Source organism: Marinobacter sp., assembly GCF_039977835.1.
Lineage (GTDB): Bacteria > Pseudomonadota > Gammaproteobacteria > Pseudomonadales > Oleiphilaceae > Marinobacter.
This window is the reverse complement of record NZ_JBDWCL010000068.1, coordinates 1-19,702: the sequence shown is the minus strand read 5'-3', so window position 1 is coordinate 19,702 and position 19,702 is coordinate 1. Positions and strand designations below refer to the sequence as shown.

Annotated in this window: 19 protein-coding genes; 11 read left to right on the top strand and 8 right to left on the bottom strand. The window is 54.1% G+C overall.

What is annotated here, in order from left to right; all coding sequences use genetic code 11:
* Nucleotides 1-83: 83 nt before the first annotated feature.
* Together ABJM11_RS19655 and ABJM11_RS19650 are read left to right on the top strand one after the other, a co-directional pair.
* Nucleotides 84-914, top strand: coding sequence for an AraC family transcriptional regulator (locus tag ABJM11_RS19655; protein ID WP_348297186.1), 831 nt, complete (start codon nucleotides 84-86; stop codon nucleotides 912-914).
* A gap of 30 nt (nucleotides 915-944) precedes the next feature.
* Nucleotides 945-1,550: a LysE family transporter gene (locus tag ABJM11_RS19650; RefSeq protein WP_348297185.1), complete on the top strand. Its 606-nt coding sequence runs from the start codon at nucleotides 945-947 to the stop codon at nucleotides 1,548-1,550.
* 236 nt (nucleotides 1,551-1,786) lie between these two features.
* On the opposite strand, the gene ABJM11_RS19645 is transcribed toward ABJM11_RS19650, so the two are convergent.
* A complete protein-coding gene (locus ABJM11_RS19645) occupies nucleotides 1,787-2,185 on the bottom strand; it encodes a hypothetical protein (RefSeq protein WP_348297184.1) in 399 nt (132 codons plus the stop codon).
* A complete protein-coding gene (locus tag ABJM11_RS19640; RefSeq protein ID WP_348297183.1) occupies nucleotides 2,178-3,677 on the bottom strand; it encodes a type VI secretion system PAAR protein in 1,500 nt (499 codons plus the stop codon). The genes ABJM11_RS19645 and ABJM11_RS19640 overlap by 8 nt, the downstream gene beginning before the upstream one ends.
* A gap of 303 nt (nucleotides 3,678-3,980) precedes the next feature.
* Between ABJM11_RS19640 and ABJM11_RS19635 the strand changes: the two genes are divergently transcribed.
* From ABJM11_RS19635 to ABJM11_RS19620, 4 genes are all read left to right on the top strand, one after another.
* Entirely contained in the window at nucleotides 3,981-4,748 is a 768-nt protein-coding gene (locus tag ABJM11_RS19635) for an SDR family oxidoreductase (RefSeq protein ID WP_348297182.1), read from the top strand.
* Nucleotides 4,749-4,822: 74 nt separating this feature from the next.
* Nucleotides 4,823-6,307, top strand: a complete 1,485-nt coding sequence (locus tag ABJM11_RS19630) for a hypothetical protein (RefSeq protein WP_348297181.1) — start codon at nucleotides 4,823-4,825, stop codon at nucleotides 6,305-6,307.
* A complete protein-coding gene (locus tag ABJM11_RS19625; RefSeq protein ID WP_348297180.1) occupies nucleotides 6,304-7,344 on the top strand; it encodes a succinylglutamate desuccinylase in 1,041 nt (346 codons plus the stop codon). The genes ABJM11_RS19630 and ABJM11_RS19625 overlap by 4 nt, the downstream gene beginning before the upstream one ends.
* Nucleotides 7,345-8,161: 817 nt before the next feature.
* Nucleotides 8,162-8,977, top strand: coding sequence for a THxN family PEP-CTERM protein (locus ABJM11_RS19620; RefSeq protein ID WP_407070024.1), 816 nt, complete (start codon nucleotides 8,162-8,164; stop codon nucleotides 8,975-8,977).
* Nucleotides 8,978-9,086: 109 nt separating this feature from the next.
* On the opposite strand, the gene ABJM11_RS19615 is transcribed toward ABJM11_RS19620, so the two are convergent.
* The 3 genes from ABJM11_RS19615 to ABJM11_RS19605 form a co-directional block, all read right to left on the bottom strand.
* Complete coding sequence (locus ABJM11_RS19615) at nucleotides 9,087-9,581, bottom strand: gamma-glutamylcyclotransferase family protein (RefSeq protein ID WP_348297178.1); 495 nt, start codon at nucleotides 9,579-9,581, stop codon at nucleotides 9,087-9,089.
* Between the two features lie 112 nt (nucleotides 9,582-9,693).
* The gene (locus tag ABJM11_RS19610) at nucleotides 9,694-11,040 is read right to left on the bottom strand and encodes a S41 family peptidase (RefSeq protein ID WP_348297177.1); all 1,347 of its coding nucleotides are present in this window, start codon (nucleotides 11,038-11,040) and stop codon (nucleotides 9,694-9,696) included.
* 280 nt (nucleotides 11,041-11,320) lie between these two features.
* Nucleotides 11,321-12,364 (bottom strand): nuclease-related domain-containing protein, encoded by a 1,044-nt coding sequence (locus ABJM11_RS19605; protein WP_348297176.1) that lies wholly within the window; start codon nucleotides 12,362-12,364, stop codon nucleotides 11,321-11,323.
* 310 nt (nucleotides 12,365-12,674) lie between these two features.
* On the opposite strand from ABJM11_RS19605, the gene ABJM11_RS19600 reads away from it, so the two are divergent.
* Entirely contained in the window at nucleotides 12,675-13,421 is a 747-nt protein-coding gene (locus ABJM11_RS19600) for an NYN domain-containing protein (RefSeq protein ID WP_348297175.1), read from the top strand.
* A gap of 586 nt (nucleotides 13,422-14,007) precedes the next feature.
* Here the strand turns inward: ABJM11_RS19600 and ABJM11_RS19595 are convergent.
* Both ABJM11_RS19595 and ABJM11_RS19590 read right to left on the bottom strand, forming a co-directional pair.
* Nucleotides 14,008-14,406, bottom strand: a complete 399-nt coding sequence (locus ABJM11_RS19595) for a hypothetical protein (RefSeq protein WP_348297174.1) — start codon at nucleotides 14,404-14,406, stop codon at nucleotides 14,008-14,010.
* On the bottom strand, nucleotides 14,399-15,895 hold the full coding sequence (locus ABJM11_RS19590) for a type VI secretion system PAAR protein (protein ID WP_348297173.1): 1,497 nt from the start codon (nucleotides 15,893-15,895) through the stop codon (nucleotides 14,399-14,401). Before ABJM11_RS19590 ends, ABJM11_RS19595 begins: the two co-directional genes overlap by 8 nt.
* A gap of 256 nt (nucleotides 15,896-16,151) precedes the next feature.
* Here ABJM11_RS19590 and ABJM11_RS19585 point away from each other — a divergent pair, with 256 nt between their 5' ends.
* A complete protein-coding gene (locus tag ABJM11_RS19585) occupies nucleotides 16,152-16,439 on the top strand; it encodes a type II toxin-antitoxin system ParD family antitoxin (RefSeq protein WP_348297172.1) in 288 nt (95 codons plus the stop codon).
* Between the two features lie 5 nt (nucleotides 16,440-16,444).
* Nucleotides 16,445-16,780, top strand: a complete 336-nt coding sequence (locus ABJM11_RS19580; RefSeq protein ID WP_348297171.1) for a type II toxin-antitoxin system RelE/ParE family toxin — start codon at nucleotides 16,445-16,447, stop codon at nucleotides 16,778-16,780.
* 26 nt (nucleotides 16,781-16,806) lie between these two features.
* Here ABJM11_RS19580 and ABJM11_RS19575 read toward each other — a convergent pair whose 3' ends face one another.
* Complete coding sequence (locus ABJM11_RS19575; RefSeq protein ID WP_348297170.1) at nucleotides 16,807-17,409, bottom strand: HNH endonuclease; 603 nt, start codon at nucleotides 17,407-17,409, stop codon at nucleotides 16,807-16,809.
* 606 nt (nucleotides 17,410-18,015) lie between these two features.
* Between ABJM11_RS19575 and ABJM11_RS19570 the strand changes: the two genes are divergently transcribed.
* Complete coding sequence (locus ABJM11_RS19570; RefSeq protein ID WP_348297169.1) at nucleotides 18,016-19,359, top strand: hypothetical protein; 1,344 nt, start codon at nucleotides 18,016-18,018, stop codon at nucleotides 19,357-19,359.
* Nucleotides 19,360-19,401: 42 nt separating this feature from the next.
* Entirely contained in the window at nucleotides 19,402-19,590 is a 189-nt protein-coding gene (locus ABJM11_RS22570; RefSeq protein WP_407070023.1) for an AAA family ATPase, read from the top strand.
* Nucleotides 19,591-19,702: the final 112 nt, after the last annotated feature.

Sequence of the window (19,702 nt, the reverse complement as noted above, 5' to 3'; positions counted from 1 at the left end):
AGCAATATTGTCCAAGATAACCGCCACGCCGAGAGGTAAAGTAGGGATAAATCGGGTCACAACCTTCTCTGCGGGAGACTGTCGTGGAACAGGACAGCCAATTTCGATTCTTCAAAAGCGAGCACCTGCCGGACCTGACCGTACTGCAGGCTGCGATGGACGGTTTTACCTACGACCGGCATGCGCACGAAGAACATTGCTTTGGCGTTACCCTCGCCGGGCGCCAGGATTTCTTCAGCGGCGGTGCCAACCATCGCAGCATGCCCGGCAATATCATTCAGTTTAACCCGGGTGAGGTGCACGACGGCTGTTCTGGCGGTGACGCCCCACTGAACTACGTCATGGTCTATGTTCCAGCCAGCGAGCTTGAACCCCTGGTTGCCAACGCCGCTGGCCGCGAACAAGCCACCGATTTCAGGGTAAACGAAACCCTGATGCAGGACCCGACTCTGCGCCAGGCGATTCTGGAACTGGCCCGGCTGATCAGTAACAAAGTCGGCAGCCGCATAGAGCAGGAACATGCGCTCTACCAGATCGCCTCCCGCGTGACCCAGCGTGCTGGCCGGTTCGAGGCTGATGACATTACCCGAAGGGCCGATGTCCTTCTGGAACGTGCGCGGGAATTTATCCAGGCCCACGTAACCGAGGATCTGGCACTGGAAGACATCAGCGAAGCCGCGAACCTGTCCAAATACCACTTCCTGCGGCTGTTCCGGAAGCAGTTTGGCATCACCCCGCATCAGTATGTGGTGAACTGTCGCATCAATGCGGCACGCCATGCGCTGGATACCGGCGACTCACTCAACGATGTGGTCTACCGCTACGGTTTCGCGGACCTGAGCCACTTCAACCGGCGCTTTAAGCGCATCTATGGGATGACGCCCCGGCAATACCAGGCAAGCATCGCGTCATAAAGCCGGCGCCCGCACTGTCAGGAAAACCCCATGATTGAGATCTTCGCTTATGCCATAGGCGTAATGTACACGCCTGGGCCCGTGAACCTGCTCGGCCTGAACGCCGGGCTGAACGGCCAAGCCCGAGCCTCCATTGGGTACTGCTTCGGAGTAGGCTCGGCCATGCTCCTGCTGTTCCTGTTATTCGGATGGCTGGGCTCAACCCTCATCGGCGGTGATGTCCTGATCATACTCAGCGTGCTGGGCTGCGCGTACATCACCACACTCGCCGTCAAGATATTCAAAGCCAGTGTCACGCTTGGCGAAGACAGTACAACTGAACGCCCTCTACGTTACCGCCAAGGGCTGATCCTGCAGCTGCTGAACCCAAAGGGCATCGTCGCCACACTACCCATCGCCACCATCCAGTTTCCGGGCGCGGGCATAGAGGGCATCGGCATTCCTTTATGGTCCCTGGCTCTCACGGTCCTGGCCATTGGCGCACCCGGAAGCTATGCCTTGCTTGGCCATCTTCTGGGCGAACGCATCACGGCCCCGGTTTTCTTCACATGGTTTAACCGTGTGATGGCAGTGCTGCTTTTTTATGTGGCGGCATCGATTGCTTATGAGTTTGTTTACCTGCCGCTAGCTGATTAGTTCAGCTTCAACCCCACTGCTGGTGGCCGATCTATCAACCATCACCCCCGGGTCCGCCCCCAAGCGTAGCAATGCGCGGAGGTAGTCACTCTGGAAAACGCGAATGTGAGCATCACCAGCAGGGAGACCAAGCCCAAACCAATAGCGCCAGCGCCTACGAACGCGGCAACAGCCTGAAGCATACTAGTTACTATCCTTCACCTCGTACACACTGAATTCTGCCATACGCATTAGCCCTAGTTCGAAAAAGCTCCGAGATACCAACCCGAGAAGAAAAACAGAAACATAAGAATCGCATACACGGTGAACGGTACTATCACCCACAATTTCAACGAGAGAGGTAAAGGTTCGTTCTCGTCACCCATTCTGGATTCGATACGGGGCCCTATTCGCGGAAGGTTCCGAAATACAAAGAACGCGTATACATATGCCACCCGCATCCATCGCCCGATCGGGCCATTCCCCCAGACTATACGCATTCCATCCAGGTATTTGCCTGGCGTTGCAATTCGCCGCTCAACTTCCGCAGTTTTTCGAAAGAATAGTGTAACCATCAGAAACATCAGAATGATGCCGACGCCCAGAGAAGCGGCGCCCGCAATCGCCGCTAATGTTTCCAATTGCTCATCATTCATGGATAACCTCCCTGAGCTTCTCGCCCAAGTTCTTACCACCCACTCCGCCAGCATGTCCACCGCCTGCTGCGCCAAGGCCTCCAGCGATGACTGCACAGGCCACACCACCTATGCCTGCGCTAGTGACCGCGAAGACCGTGCAGGTTGAAGCTAAAGCTACCGCACCAATACCACCGCCAGCCAGCGAACCAGTGAACTTACCTCCCTCCTGATACGCGACGACCTGACATTCTCTCTCGCTTCCAGAGGTACATGCTTCATGGATTTTTAACGTAGACATGGACGCATCCAGCGTTATCCCAAGATAGCCCACGTTTCGAGCATACCTGGCCGCCGTTGCCAGCCTCTCGTAGTGCGTGGGGTACCCTGGCATGCCACCGACCCCAGCGGTCTTCCAGCTATGAACAATACTCTTCGAAGACAACCCCAATGCCCGCTTCAACTTCGCATCATCATCCAGAGACATCCCCTTGCGCGCCACACTTCCCAGAGAAAAATCCAACTCCTTAAAAAGCGCCCGCCTCTTCTCGAAAAACTCCGGATGGTTGAGATGCCCATACTTCCGGTAGCTTTCTTGATGAAGCCGCTCGATGTTCTTTAACGTCTTCTCAATGCTGCCAATCTGCTTTGAGACCATTACTGCGCCAGCACCCAATCCCGCCGAACTCGTTGAAGTAACGGCTTCCAATAGAGCATGGTACCTGACGATAAACTGCGCCTCATCCTGATCCAGCGCCCGTACCTGGGCATTTACCTGTGCCGCCACTTCCATCAAATCAGCTTCTTCCCGAGTGCACTCCATGCCCTCCGGATCACCCAACACAATCATCTCACCGGGTAACACCTGACCACCAAGGCCCGGATTCAAGCGGTCAAAGCTGTCAGGCTTCGCAGAAGCGTCACCATAGAGCGCAGCCAAAATAGTGGTCTTGCTCATTGGGCTCTGAACCACGTGAAAGCCCGGTTCCACAGTAGTCTCCTGCGTTTGATCCTCTGAATCCTGATCAGACATACCAGCCACAACAGGGCTGCCAGCCACCGCACCGCTATCGCCACGGGCTAACCCGTATGGGTTTGCGGACTGTGTGGACGATAAGGGGCCTGTAGCTCCACCATCAGCACTACGAGCGTTAGATATCTCCGCCTGCGAAGCTGGCTTTGATGGGGCCGATGAAATACCGGAAAACCGTGCGGGAGCGTAGGTATCACCAATAACCACGCTACCGCTACCAATGGTGACGCCACCGCAGGAAATCGCACCACCAGTCACGGCAGCAGGAATACCATTGATCAAAACGGTTCCAGAACCGGCGGCTACAGCGCGGGGATGAGGTGGGTGCTTCGGTTTGGAATGTGGTGCGAGGGGATCCCCAACGCGGGCAACAGGTTTGCCATCAATCAACACATTGGGTGAGCCGGCAGTCACCGGCGTTGGTGGAAACCCGGAGTGATCAGTACCCAGGTCACCTACTAAAACAACCTTCTTGCTCATTCCTTTGCTCCTTCTATCCTTGAGGGAGATCTATCCATGTTTTCGCAGGATAGCCTTCACTGGCTCCTGACGCTGCAATGCCGATCAGAGTTTCCGGAATAACCAGACAGGAATCAAGCTGCGTGAGGAGATCGGTTATCCTCACCAGCGTGCAAAGCCCGGGTCATACCCAAAGCGCGCCCCGCTTTAACAAGCGTTGTAATAGTTACACCGGTATGTCCCATAACCTGCTGAATCTGCCGGACAAAAACCGCGACAGATCTATTTTTCAGATGCCGGCCTACCCAAAAGGAGCCCCACCACATGACACAACAATCCCCGGTCATACTCATAACTGGCGGCGCCCAAGGCATCGGCAAGGGTATTGCCGCCCATTTCCTGGACAAGTGCTGGCGAGTGGTGGTCCTGGACCAGAATGCAGAAGCAATCAGCGCATGCAGGCAAGATTTCGGTGCTCCGGACAGCCTGCTACTGATCACCACGGATGTATCCCGCGAGCCCGACGTAGTCTCGGCCATAGAGGAGGCCGCGCGATGGGGCCAGGGGCTGGACGCTCTGGTCAACAATGCAGGGATCGCAGATCCAGACACCGGCCCCATAGAAATGCTTGAACTGGATCAGTGGCAACGGCGAATCGACGTCAACCTGACCGGCGCCTTTCTAATGGCAAAGCACACGGTTCCGCACCTGCGCCAACGCCAGGGTAGCATTGTCAACATAGCTTCTACCCGGGCCTTGCAGTCTGAGCCAAATAGCGAGGCATATGCGGCAAGCAAGGGAGGCCTGCTCGCCCTGACCCACGCCCTGGCTATAAGCCTGGGGCCCGATGTGCGAGCCAACAGCATCAGCCCGGGCTGGATAGATGTCAGAGCCTTGCAGGCTCATGCACCCTCTGAACCGCAGCCTCTGTCGGCTGCTGATCATGAGCAACACCCCAGTGGGCGTGTCGGCAAACCCGAGGACGTGGCGGCTATGGTTGCCTACCTGGTCTCGCCGGACGCCCGCTTTGTGACCGGCCAGAACTTCGTAATCGACGGCGGCATGACCCGCAAAATGATTTACGAGGACTAGTGTCCCGCCCAACACATACTTCGCCACTATTTCCGCTACTATCAAGGTAAGTCGGTGTTGGAGACCCAGCCGCTATGGGACTGTCGATAAAACAATCGGAATTTACGACGGAAGACTTTGACCGTTTTGCGGCCAAGGTGCGAACGGATCTTACCGCACTCACCCGCCTTCTTGACCGGCCCGGCTTTGGTGAGGGAGAGTCTTCCATCGGTGCCGAGGTCGAGTTCTACATCGTAAACCCGGACCTGCGCGTTCAGCCAATCAACACAGAAATAGCCGCCAGCATTCAGGATCCACAACTGACGGTTGAGCTCAACCGCTTCAATCTTGAATACAACCTCAGCCCCCAGGCCTTCAAGGGAACCCCCTTTGCCAGAACCGAGCAGGAACTGCTCGAGGCCATGCAGCGAATCAACCAGCACGCCGCGCCATTGAATGGCGAACTGGTCCCCATCGGCATTCTGCCCACTTTGCGCCAGTCCGATATGGGCGCGAAGGTGATGACAGACGAACCCCGCTACCATGCGCTATCCGAGGCATTGATCCAGCAACGGGGCGAGCCATTCAGCATCCATATCGGTGGCAATGACGTCATCAACCTGGAAGCGGACGACGTCACCATGGAAGGGGCGACCACCTCCTTCCAACTGCACTGGCGCGTTCCTGCCCACCGCTTTGCCGACTATTTCAACGCCGTGCAGCTGGTGACGCCCATTGCGCTGGCCCTGGCCAGTAATTCGCCCAGCCTGTTCGGCCACCACCTCTGGGACGAAACCCGTATCGCCCTGTTCAAACAATCCGTCGACAGCCGCTCGCCCAACCACAGAACCTGGAAACACCCGCCACGGGTCTATTACGGCAACGGCTGGGCACGCAGCGCCTGGGAGCTGTTTGCAGCTTCGGCCTCCTTGTATCCCCCGATCCTTCCATTGATGTCGGAAGAAGATCCGATGGCTGTGATTGATCGGGGAGACGTACCGGAACTGGCCGAACTGCGGCTGCACCACGGGACTACGTGGCCCTGGAACCGGGCCATTTTTGATCACAACGACGGCGGCCATCTGCGCATCGAGATTCGTTCCATGCCGGCCGGACCAACAGCCGTGGACATGTGCGCGAACGGGCTGTTCGTGATCGGGGCGGCGTTGGCGGTACTCGAGGATATCCGACACCTGACGTCGATACTTCCCTTTCATTACACCGAACACAATTTCTATCGTGCCGCCAAATACGGCATCGGTGCAGACATTATCTGGCCGCACAAAGACCAGGTACAGTTACAGGATACACCCCTGTTAAACGTTGCCCGTGACCTGCTGCCGCGCGCCCGGGAAGCCTTGCAACGAACTGCGGTGGACGAGGCGGAGATCCACCGCCTGCTGGGCATCATCGAAGGCCGCATTCAAACCCGGATGACGGGCGCCCGTTGGCAGCGCCAGATGACCGAGTCTTTTTTCAGGACCCAGACTACCGACGAGGCGTTCAAGAGTATGCTGTCTCTTTATATGGGCAATCAGAAGACAAACACACCACTGCACGAATGGACCTTGTCACCATGAGCCGCTCGAACACCCTTGATTATCTCAACAACCCGTCACCCCAGACCCTGGGCCGCTCGCCCCTGGAGTGGCTGAACCGGCTGCAAGGGCCCACGGTGGTTCGCGTTGCTGGCCGCGACCCTTCCAGGACCCGGGCCATGGCAACGCTGCTTCACGGCAACGAACCTTCAGGGCTGTTCGCGATTCACCGATGGCTACTGGAGCAGCACACCCCGGAGGTCAACCTGCTGTTCCTTCTGGGAGGCGTCCAGCCCGCGAAAATCCCGCCGGCATTGACGCTGCGCCAACTGCCAAGCGGACGTGATCTGAACCGGTGCTTCAAAGAACCGTTTGAAGGAGAGGAAGGCGCCATTGCCGAGGCCATGCTGGCCGAGCTTCAGACAGCCAACCCCGAGTGCCTGCTGGACGTGCACAACACCTCAGGCACCGGCCCTGCCTTCGCTGTGACCATCACCAACGACGCCGCCCACCAAGCGCTGGCGTCGCTCTTTACCGACCGGCTGATCATGACGGATCTTCGCCTGGGTGCACTGATGGAATATTCCGAGCAGGAGGTTCCCACGGTGACCATCGAGTGTGGCGGCTCTCAGGATGATCACGCACATGAGCTGGCGTACGAAGGGCTTGTTCGGTATGCCTCACAGCCAGACGTGCTATCGCTGGAAAAAACGGAATGGAACGTTGCTGTGCTGCGCAATCCGATTCGGGTGGAGTTGGCCCCCGATGCGACGATAGAGTACCGATTAACGCCCAGTGGACAGGCGGACCTCACGTTTCCGCCCGACATCGAACACCGCAATTTCGGGATTGTGTCGCCGGATGAGCCCCTCGGATGGGTTGGGCAAAAAGGATTGGACGTTCTCACGGCGATCAGCCACAACCGAACCGAGAACATGGAACAGGTGCTTCAAATCAGGGATGGGCGAATCTACCCTGCCCAGGCCCTCAAGGCTTTCATGATCACCACCAATCCGGTGATTGCGAAGAGCGACTGCCTCTTCTATGCCGTCAAAGCAACGGGCGATCCCATTTTTTAAACCATAAGTCAAGGGATTGTCAGTATCGACGCCGCCTTGGTACATGACTTGTAGGAAAGGTTTCTTCTACCATCCCCGGACCACTCCATTCCGCCCTTCACCCGCGTATTAACGACGCTGGAGCGATCACAGCAGAAATGTGAACGGGCTGGCGAATCTCTATCTCAAGTCGGCCATTGCCCGGAAGGGCGCGCTACCAGGCGTCTCGAGAGGTGTGTGCGGCGACCGACTGGCGCCCAAAATTCGGAGAACTCGTTCGCAATGACAACAACGTAAAAAATATCGACGTTTTGGGAGATCTACGTCGCCTGCCTTATTGCGTGGGAAAGAGATATTTCTAGATATTTCTACCAAATGCTTCACACGCCGCTCGCTGTGCGGATTGGCGTCCAAGGCTCCAATTTGAATGTCCTTTTTAAGTATATGTCCACCCTGCCACTTTGTAATTTTGAAAAGAATATTCAATATCACTATTTATGCGTGCCTTTGCTTCATGTATCTAAAAAAGTCGCAGCTGGACATCCCTTTATATGGGGCGTTTAAACATATACCCCAATAAAAAATACATATATTCGCGCTTCAAATAGATTGAGTAATTTTAACAAATAGATGTGTTCCTTCCATTGTCGGCTGGCTTTACGGAGTGATCATAAAAATTTTAAGTAAAATTTTTAAGTTATTGTATTTAAGAGATAAATAAAACTGGCATGATGAGTGCAAACCTAGGGCAAACGGGTCGCGAGCTTCAGCTCCAACAATCCCGTTTTGTCCTCTGGATAGATAATTCATCCTCGAACAATCAGGTGGTTTACATATGATTCGATTTCCGAAGAAAGCAGCACTTATTACAACAGCCGTTCTTCCCTTTGCTCTGGGTGCAACTGCTGCCAGCGCCGCCCAAATCACATCTTGGGACTACGAAGTAGACAATTCATTTTCCGATGTCACTTTTAGCGAAGGCACAGGGACCGGAAGCGTCGCTGCCGACGGTCAATCAGTTTCCTGGGGTTCAGGCGATGCCAGCAGCTCCGTCTCCATTACCGACGCCAGCAATCCACCTCCGCTGGTAACCAACGGTGACATGGTGCCCGGTGGCGTATTCAGCCATGATAATGCGGTTATCCCCGCCGGAAGCGAATCTCTGGCCAGCTTTAACCTGAACAGTACACTAATGCTGACCGCGGCGACCCCAGACGAAATGGCCGGTATTTCGCCAGACCCCGTCACCATTACCTTCCAGAGCTTCTTTACCGAAACCTTCAACGGCGGTGAATGCTTCGAAGGTTCTGCTTCTACCTGTGACGATGTGTTTTCCCTGGCGAACCCCGAGTTGGGCAGCTTGAACGAAGCTGGTATTTTTGAGTTCTCTGGACCCAACTTCACCATTGATGACACCAACTATTCCGTGTTCCTGGAAATCGTTGGCCTGAACCAGCTGAGCGATGAGCAATGTGGAGTAGCGGGCGCACCCGCGAACTGCATTGGCCTCCTGACCCAGGAAGGCACCAACAACATCTTTGAAAGCAACTTCCGTATCGAAACCGCTGCGGCTTCAGTTCCGGAGCCGGGTTCCCTGGCACTGCTGGGTCTTGGCCTGGCTGGCCTTGGCGTAGCCAAGCGTCGCAAGAAGTAATTCGCCCCAGGCGAACGGCGATTAAAAAGGTTTATCGCACTTTACCGGGCAACGCTGCTTTTATCTTCAGGAAGAAGTAGTCGTTGTCCCGGTAGCCATAGGCCATCTTTTAATCGTAGATGGCCCGCTCTCTCGCATCTCGTTTTCGATCAGGGTCTTCCTGGCATCTCGTGGCTGAAATGGCATCGAGGTAGTCAGCGGGAACGCCTGTTTCTTTCGCACCAACGATAACGTGATTCAAATACCAGGAGTGAGGCAGCAAAGATGGATCCGTTGACGTTGCACAGTAGGTAAAAGCATCAAGGGAATTCCCGAGAGCATCCGTAACCGTGACCTGTTTTTCATCGTAACCGAAGCCCAAACCCTCAGCCTTATCCAGCGGGCGTTTCTCGTCGCGCGGTATCTCAAACAGTGCGCCAATGACAAAGTCCTCCGGGTTTCCGGTAAACAGTGCGTCACATTTTGCGGATTTGTCTTTCCTACTCCACTTATGAAACCGAAGGGTATGCTCAACGAGCGTGAACATACCGATTCGCTCCGCGTTCGGAACCCTCGCTCTTAATCTGAGGAGTGACATATTCGATCCGTAAGCAAAATACTTCATGCTGCCTCTGTGTCTGCACTGTTCACTCAGGAACCTGGAGTCATGATCTTAGCAAAGCCGGGACAGGTCTATTTTTCAGAAAAATAAATCTGTCCCGGTTTTCAACCGACCATCAACCGCCGACCAGCTTAATTACCCGCTCCAGCATCGGGTCTTTGCCTTCCTCGCGCCCTTTACGGCCAAGATACTTGAGACGGATGTGTGGCGGGATGCCGACATCTTCGTAAATCTCACCGTCGTAGGCCCGGTAGATTTCATTGGACAAGGTCAGGTGCCAGCCATTTGGCAGATGGCGCTCGAGCGTGTCGGAAAGGATGCCCTGGGTAGGCTCGCCAATAAGAGTGAGACGGGGATGCTGCAGCAATGAGAGCACGAAGATTTCTGCGGCACTGGCCGTTAGCTCGCTGGTCAGCACAAACAGGTTGCCCTGGTAAGTCTCATCGACAGGCGTGACATAGACAGACTGCTTTCCGGTGAATCCATTGCCATGACGGGCTGACTTGGTGAAAGCCAGCCGTTTGCGATCCATCAGGTACGCTGCAAAGCGCAGTGCGACACCATCGTACCCCCCACCATTATTGCGAAGATCGACCACCAGATTGGGGAGCTCGCCAACATCTGCCAGCACCCTCTTCATCACACTATCGACCGCACTGAGATCCGCAGCCGGTTTGCCTGACTTGCCGCTTTGCCCGGCCATGGCCCGGATGTTCAGGTAACCGATGAGGTCATTAAGGCGCCCCCACTCCACCAGCCGGTTGCCGCCATGGCTAACGGCGCTTGCGAGATAATCCTCATGGATCACGTGACGCGCTGACTCTTTGAGATCGCCCAGGTAGCTGGTGAGCTCCCGGTCATCATTGGCGTCTTCAAGTTCCGGTGTCAGCCGCCTGAAGAGCGCCGGCTGGGCACCTGCCCTGTAATGACCCCAGGGTGAATGCAGACGAATATGGCCATCCTTCAGGGGCCGTAGCATCGCAACCATGATGGCAAAGAGCGTTTCCTGTGATGTGTTCGCGTTAATCTGGGGAAGATAGTCATGATGCGCCCGGTCCCAGGCCACACCCTTGAGTTCAAACAGGGCGTATTGCTCGTGAAAGGTTCGCCAGAAAACGTCAAAGTTGTATTGCGGATCCTCTGCCCTGTGCCTGTGACTTTCAGTGACACTGGCGGGCAATACTTTCAGGCGACGGAATCTGATGCGTGCTACTCCAGTTACCCGATGGGCATTGAACGCCTGGCCACCAGGGGATACCGCCAAATCGTCGTAATAGTGGCCAAGTTCTTCAATGCTGCCCGCATCAATCTTCAGGCAGCTGATGCTGGTTTCTTCAAAAAGGGTGTACCAATCTTCCTCGATCAGCAACACATTGCCGTAACCCTGGGAACGCCAGACACCCTGCAGGCGTGCAAAATCAGGGCTGGAAAGAGAACTGCCGCGGCGTTGGGCGGTTTTCATAGAGGACTCCAGGTCCATTTCTATTGTTTTCAGACGTCAGGCTGCAGTCCCGGTGACCTGCTCCCACTCTGACAGTTGAGAAGATAACTGTTGTCTGGAAGTGTAGCGCACAGGAAAAGACCCGATCCGAAAGCCAGGTCTATTCAACTCAATACCGCTGGTTTAGCAACCTGGTTTCAAAAGCCGACAACGTTAGGGAAAAACGGGGCTGAAAATAGATCTGCTTCCATTCCGGAAGGTTTGCAGGCTCTTGCAATCAGAATTGAAAGCCACAACACGCCTATTGCGCCTTCAACTTACGATAAACCTCGCACGCCTTGTCCCTGTCTCTCAAAAGGCGCGTATCCTGATTGCCAATAGCGGCAGCGATCAGGGAATTACATTCCTGCCTTGCTAAAAACAAGTTGGAGGGGGGTTGGTGAACACGCTGATCCTCAGTGCGTGGGGAAGCCTCGGGCTGAACGGTTCGCGGCTCAGATCTTAGTTCGCTTTCAGATCGACTAGGAATGGGCTGCGGCGCCGCGACCCGCTGTTCTGGCATCTTTTTCATGCCTACTGTCATCGCCTGTGAAGCAAAATTCGAATACGCACTCACTCCGATCGCACCGACTCCCAACATCAACAGAGGAAATACCAGGAGTTTGAGAAGCCCCCTACTCGGTCGATGGGGCGCATCACCGTTACGCTCGGCAACCAGACCTCTCACATGACGAGCATGGGCCCGGTCGGTGGCGAATGATGCCTTGAGGCGACCGGTTGCCACCTTTTCCCGAACCTCCGCCACCTGCTCTGGGCTAAGCAGCGGATCTGTCTTCGACTTGATATAACGCACATACCCCAGCCCCTGTGTGACATTTTCAGGCATGGGCGTTTTGAAGGTGCTGTCCCCCACAAACACCACCACCGAATGCACCTGATGATCACTCAGCCCAAGCAACGCCTGAAGGGTTTTTACATGTTTGTAGTTCTGGTGCAGCGGGTTCTGGAATTTGTGATTGGAGCGGTAAATCTTCTGGGTCCAGAAGCGCTGATGAGGACCACCGAAGATCCAGCCCTTCATGTTTTTGGTCTCAACAACGAAGACGCCAAACTCCGAAACCAGAACATGATCGATCTGCGTGGTGCCATCCTCCGTGGGGAGGGTCACATTCTTGATTAAATGGTAGCGGGATTTGTCGAGGAAACACCGGGCGGAGAGGTTGACCAGAATTTCGCCAAACTTGCCTTTGAACCAAGGCGACCGGACCAAGCCAGCAATGACGGCAAGAGGTAGCAGATACCAGAGTGCAGTAATCAATGCCTGGTAGATCGGGCTAAAATCCATCGTGCGGACGTCCTTGTGTTACTTCCGTCAGTCAAAGGTGAAACATAAATCACTCTTTCATTTCGCACCTTAGGATTTTTGTAACATCTGCAATCGATAAACAGCCAGAAGTCTGTTTTGTTGATGCTGACTGTCACGGGGTCATCCGACCTATTTTCAAGGTACAGAACCGCCGTAACCTCTTCCCATGGTTGTTTGGCTTCGTGCACGGCAAGCTCCGTTTAAACGCTTTGGCTAGCAAAAATGTGTAACGACTGATTGAGTGATAGCATGCAACGTCCCCATCCGAAACGAGGAAACCTCAAGGAAGATGAACAACAATTACAAAATCGCACTGCTGATCGACTGCGACAACGTCAGTCACCAGTCGGCTGAAGGTGTTCTACAGGAACTGGCCAAGTATGGTGCTGTGAACGTACGCCATGCTCATGGAAACTGGAATGGCCCACAACTGAGTGGCTGGATTGAAAAGCTCCACGCCAACGCCATCAGGCCTGTTCAGCAGTTTGCCTATACGACCGGCAAGAACGCTACCGATGCCTCAATGATCATTGACGCCATGGACCTGCTCTACAGCGGAAACGTCGATGCCTTCGCCCTAATGACAAGTGATTCCGACTTTACGCCCCTCGTCATGCGAATTCTTGAGGCCGGGTTACCAGTTTTTGGCTTCGGCGAGCGAAAAACTCCGATGCCATTCGTCAACGCCTGTTCGCAATTCATCTACACAGAGAACCTGCGCGAAGACCCAGAGGAAACAGACAATACCAGCAACGGCGGCGCCCCAAAGTCGACGGTAGAAACTAAATGGGGACGCAACAAGCTTCGAGGCGATACGGTCTTGGTACGGACTCTTCGAACTGCGGTGGAACAAACGGCTGATGACGATGGTTGGGCCCATCTCGGAGAAGTTGGCAAATACATTTCAAATAACAGCTCCTTCTCCCCCGTGAATTACGGATACAAGAAGCTAAGCGAACTCGTCAGAGCCAGTGAACTCTTTGACATGAGCGTGCGGGATAAGAACGTTTTCTATATCAAAAGCCCCGAAAAGTAGCTCTGCCCCGGTTTTCCGATCAGGCCTGAGGTGTTCCAATTTGACAACTAGGCCGGATCGTCACGCTGTCGGAATCAAAAGGGCTTCAGGCATCAGAGCCAAAAGCCCAGCTGTGAGCGATAGATTCTTACTCCCTTGATATTCCGAAGCCTCCCTTTATATAAGCAGTCCAACTATCAAAAGAACGACAAAGCACCCGTACAGTAGCAATGGTGGCAGCAACGCCCATAAGGTCAATCGAACAGGCAATCGAGTTGATATATCCCCAATCTGCGCAGCTGAGCGATTCAGCCGGTTTGAGGGCACAGACCGAAGCACAAGAAACGTAAACACGTAGCTGCTTCTCATCAATCTGCCCAAAGGATCATTGCCCCAGACCTTACTGTGTTCCTGTGCGGAGGTACCAGGGCGCGAGATTTTCTCCTCAATTGCGGCCACTCTGGAAAACGCAAACGTAAGCATCACCAGCAGTGAGACCAAGCCCAAACCAATAGCGCCAGCGCCTACGAACGCAGCAACTGCCTGAAGCATGCTGATTACTATCCTTCACCTCATAAACATTGAAGGCTGCCACAGCGCATTAACTCTAGTTCGAAAAAGCACCGAGATACCAGCCAGAGAAGAAAAACAGAAACATTAGAATCGCATACACGGTGAAAGGCACTATCACCCAAAGCTTCAATGAGCGTGGCAAAGGTTCGCTCTCGTCACCCATTCTGGATTCGATCCGGGGCCCTATTCGCGGAATGTGTCGGAAAACCACGAAAGCGTATACGTGCATCACCCTCATCCAGCGACCGATTGGCCCGTTTCCCCAAATACTGCGAATTTCATCCAGTTGCTTGCCTGGAGTTGCAATTCGCCGTTCCACTTCCACAGTTTTTCCAAAAAATAACGTAACCATAAGCAAGAGCAAAATAAAGCCAACAATTAGAGAGACCGCGCCTGTAATTACTACCAATTCTGTCAATTGCTCCTCATTCATGAATCACCTCCCTGACCTTCTCGCCCATGGCCTCACCACGCGTCCCGCCATAGCTACCCCCAACAGCCGCTCCAATGCCGCCAACAATAACAACGCAGGCTACACCTCCAATGCCTGCTGAAGTAACACCAAAGGCTAAACAACCATACGAAAGACCCGCGCCAATTGCCCCCCCACTTAATGAGCCAACCAACTTACCGCCTTGCTGATATGAAACGACCTCGCAAGCCTTTTCGTCACCTGCCGTACAGGCTTCATGAATCTTCATAGCGGACAACCCCACATCCAGGGTGATCCCAAGATAGCCCACATTTCGAGCATACCTGGCCCCCGTTGCCAGCCTCTCGTAGTGCGTAGCGTACCCTGGTATGCCACCCACCCCGGCGGTCTTCCAACTATGCACAATACTCTTAGACGACAACCCCAGTGCACGCTTCAACTTCGCATCATCATCCAGAGACATACCTTGGCGTGCCACACTTCCCAGAGAAAAATCCAGCTCTTTGAAAAGCGCCCGCCGCTTCTCGAAAAACTCCGGATGGTTGAGATGCCCATGCTTCCGGTAGCTGTCCTGATGAAGCCGCTCGATGTTCTTTAGAGTCTTCTCAATGCTGCCAATCTGCTTTGAGACCATTACTGCGCCAGCACCCAGTCCCGCCGAACTCGTTGAAGTAACGGCTTCCAACAGAGCATGATACTTGACGAGAAACTGCGCTTCGTCCTGATCCAGCGCCCTTACCTGGGCATTTACCTGTGCCGCCACCTCCATCAGATCAGCTTCTTCCCGAGTGCACTCCATGCCCTCCGGGTCACCCAGCACAATCATCTCACCGGGCAACACTTGGCCTCCAAGGCCCGGATTCAAACGGTCAAAGCTGTCAGGCTTTGCAGAAGCGTCACCATAGAGCGCAGCCAACAGCGTGGTCTTGCTCATTGGGCTCTGAACCACGTGAAAACCCGGCTCCACAGTAGTCTCCTGCGTTTGATCCATTGAACCCTGATCAGACACACCAGACACAACCGGGCCACCTTCAACCGCACTGCTATTGCCATGGGCTAACCCGTTTGAGTTCGCGGACTGTGGGGACGATAAGGAGTCTGTAGCTCCACCATCAGCACTACGAGCATAAGATGCTTCCGCCTTCGAAGCGGGCTTCACTGGGGCGGGTGAAATACCGGAAAACTTGGCGGGCGTAAACGTATCACCAATAACAACGCTGCCACTACCGATGGTGACGCCACCGCAGGAAATCGCACCACCAGTCACGGCAGCAGGAATACCGTTGATCAAAACGGTTCCAGAACCGGCGGCTATAGCCCGGGGATGAGGTGGATGCTTCGGTTTGGAATGTGGTGCGAGGGGGTCCCCAACGCGGGCAACAGGTTTGCCATCAATCAACACATTGGGAGAGCCGGCAGTCACCGGCGTTGGTGGAAACCCGGAGTGATCAGTACCCAGGTCACCTACTAAAACAACCTTCTTGCTCATTCCTTTGCTCCTTCTGTCCTTGAGGGAGATCTATCCATATTTCCGCAGGGTCGCCTTCACTGGCTCCTGCCGCTGTCATGCTAACCAGAATTCCGGCAAGAACCAAGTCGCCACTATCACAACCCGAGCAGGCCCATTATCGTCGTTGTGTTACAGGGTCCATATCATCCCAATGCGCGCGCCTGGCTACCTGCAATTGCTGAAATCGACTTATTGGCATAATATGCCAATAGAGTTACAACAGGACGATACTCCCATGGCAACGAGAAACATCGTACTAACCGACCACCAATCACAAGTGGTAGACCGTCTGGTAGCTTCTGGCCGTTACCAGAATGCGAGCGAGGTACTGCGAACTGGGCTCAGGATGGTAGAAGAAGCTGAGTCCGCCTACACCACGAAAATGAATGAACTCAGAGCCGCCATCGCCGAAGGCGAGGAAGATGTGAAAAACGGGAAAACCAGACATTTCACAGCGGACGGGTTCGCGACTTACCTCTCCGAACGCGCTAAAGGAATCACCGGAACGAAACGGAACACCTGAATCAGATGAAACCATGGAAGGTTATTTTCACCGACAGCGCATTGGCTGACCTGGACAACATCCTGGAAACTACTCTGGAGGAATTCGGTACCATTCAGTTGGAGCGCTACACAGGCCTAATCCAAAGCGCGATCAGAGAGCTCGAAGAGGCAGGCAGTAGTGCACCACTTCTGAAAAGCAGATCCGATATTCGGCCAGGTATCGCTACTTACCCGATTGCGCGGGAAAGTAAGGCCTCACCACATCAGCTTTATATTCGGATTGAGAGCACTGCAAAAGAGCCGACTATCGTTATTCTTCGAGTTCTGCATCAGAGAATGGATCCTGTTGCACACCTTTGATACCACAATCACTTGTTGTGGGCCCCTTATCGCCATGCCTCCCGAAACGCTTGATAACGGCCTTCAAGTCCGATTTTGTCGGGCCTGAAATCAGCCCGCCGCGGAATGACGATCTTTTGCCCATGCATCTGCTGTAGCCCGAACCGAAGCATTGGGCCGTCTATTTCCTCAAGTATGTCCTTTCGAATTTCGACAACATAGTCCGGCCGAATTCCGAGAATATTCTGGTCAAACGCGGCATGGTGGAGCTTGCATAGAGAGACTCCGTTTTTTACAACAGGCTCGCCATCGGGCGATGAGTCTGGCGTGATATGCGCAGCCTCCAACAGTGAAGTATGCCGAAGCCGACATAGTGCACATTGGTCTCTGTACGCCGCCAGCACTCGTTCGCGAAACAACCTCTGGTGCAACCGCACCTTCACCGCTGCGGTAACGTACCGGCGACGGGAATCAGCACCATCATCGTAAGCCCCGAGAACCACCTGCTCCGACAACGCGGCACGATCATCAACCGCAATGGATACCGCCAACCCGTTGGGGTCGTCACCAACAACAAATGCGGGCCAAGTTGCAACGTATCGCCCCGGAACAATTCCGTGGAAATACACCAAGGGTTTTCGATGCATCATTAACTCTCTGAGGCCAACATTATCCGGATGATATGGATCTGTCCCTCGATACCGGTACCGAACCAGATTGTCCTCTGTAAACGAGTCGTCGTATGGGCTATTAGGTGCCGTAGTTATCGAAATCGGAAGATCAAGAATTTTCGGTTTGAAGATTCCTTTGGGCCCGAGCAGGGGCACCCGATGGCCATGAAAGTTAATGCCCTGTCTCAAGGGTTCAATTGGGAGGACGTCACCATAGCGGTCCGCGAGCTCACCCAGGAAACTGAAAACCTGTGTTCGGACAAGGTGATCGTAATCGGACGAGTTCAAAGTATCAGTCTCCCGTTAATGCCAAGCAGGTGGCCAATGAGGTTGAGCGGCGCCACCGGAGCACTTTTTCATAGCCACCCTCGCAATCAACACTCTTATCGTCCAGGTTAGGACAGGTACTCTTGAGGTGCATGTTTGATCGATAGAAATGAGCAGAAAGCGCTATCGCTAAAAACAAGCGGGCGGTCAGATTTTTCAAGTTTTTACAAAGCAACGAGGGGATACCCGGCACCCCTCAGAATTGCTGCTAGTATTCAGTAGGAAACTAAATCTAATAAAAACAAGGAGCGTCCTGCCATGCCCCGTCCCGACTTCCTCACTGGCGGAGAGCCAGCACGCCTTATACCGATAACCGCAGACAGCGCCCGGGAACAGAAATCCGTCTCTGTGATACTCGCCGGCCTGCGCTCCGTGCTTGAGTTAAGGCAGTCCCTGCTGAAACCCCTGGGCGTACGTGTAGGAACCAGCGCCACCCTCGAGGCATGGATAGAACCAGTATTCCTGAACGAGGACAAGAAAGCCGTCAAAAACAAAGACCGCCCGGACGGCCTCCTGATTCTGCGCACCGGCAGACGTGAATGGCGGGCACTGATAGAAGCAAAGGTCGGCAACGAAACCATCGGTGAGGACCAGGTATCCTGCTACCTCCAGCAGGCAAAGAACCACAAACTGGATGCCGTGATAACCATCACCAACCAGTTTGCAGCACTCCCGACTCACCACCCCGTAAAACTCCCGAAGAACGCCACCAAGTCCGTCGCCCTCTTTCACTGGTCATGGGCCTTCATCCGAACCCAGTGCCAGCTCCTGCTCAAGAACGATGGTGTTGAAGACGAGGACCAGGTATTCATCCTCAGCGAAATACTGCGATACCTTGAAAGCGATCGCTCCGGCATCAGCCATTTCGACCAGATGAATGCGGAGTGGAAAGACGTCGTCAACAAGGTGAAGAGCAACGCCCCACTCGCCAAAACCAGCGATGAGGTACAGAACACCATCGCCGCATGGCACCAGGAGCAACGGGACCTGTGCCTGATTATGTCCCGCCTTACCGGTAGCGACGTATCACTGAAACTGAAAAACGACCACCGCCTGGACCCTGCCAAACGCCTGAAGGACGATGCCGATGCGTTTTGCAAAGCACCGACGCTGAATTGCGCACTCCACATAATCAACGCGGCGGCGGATCTGGAAGTAACCGCCGACCTTCAGCGGCGAATGATCTACTGCTCAATGCGCCTTACGGCACCGAAAGACAAGCAAAGCACCAAAGCCAGGGTTAACTGGCTTCTGCGCCAATTGAAGAAGACGGCACCCGGCGGGTTCTTCATTCGCGGCACCAGGCCCGGCAAATCAGAAACCACCTACCAGGCGCTGAAAGACCTGCGGGATTCGCCGGAGTTACTGGAATCGGATACGTCCAATACTGCTGCGACAACGCTGGAGGTTGTTTACGAGGTTGATCTGGCCGGGAAGTTCGGTGGGCGGAAGGTGTTTGTCGAGGAACTGGAAAAAGCGGTGCCACATTTTTATCAAGAGGCGGGGCAGATGCTAAAGGCCTGGACACCGCCACCTCCTAAAATCTCAAAATCAGAAAGCGAGCAGAATCCCCAAGCAGAGGAAGTTGCATTTGAGAGATAGGTCTGATCCCGATTTTCCTATTATAGGTATGGAATAACGGTTATGAAAATAAAGTACCTGAAAATAGAAAACTACAAAGCGATCAAATCTCTTGAAATCTCAGATTTAAAAGAGACAGTAGTCATAGCTGGACCAAATGGATGCGGAAAATCGTGCATTTTTGAAGCAATTAAACTTTTTAAAACTACCTATGGCTCGTACACCCTATGTGTCAGCGTAGTTGTCGCCTGATCATTTCAGAGGACAACCATGCCCCATTACTCACCGGAACGTAAGGAAGCCATTCTCCAGAAGATGGCCCCACCTCACAGCCTGACGGTGGCCGAGTTAGCTGGCCAGGAAG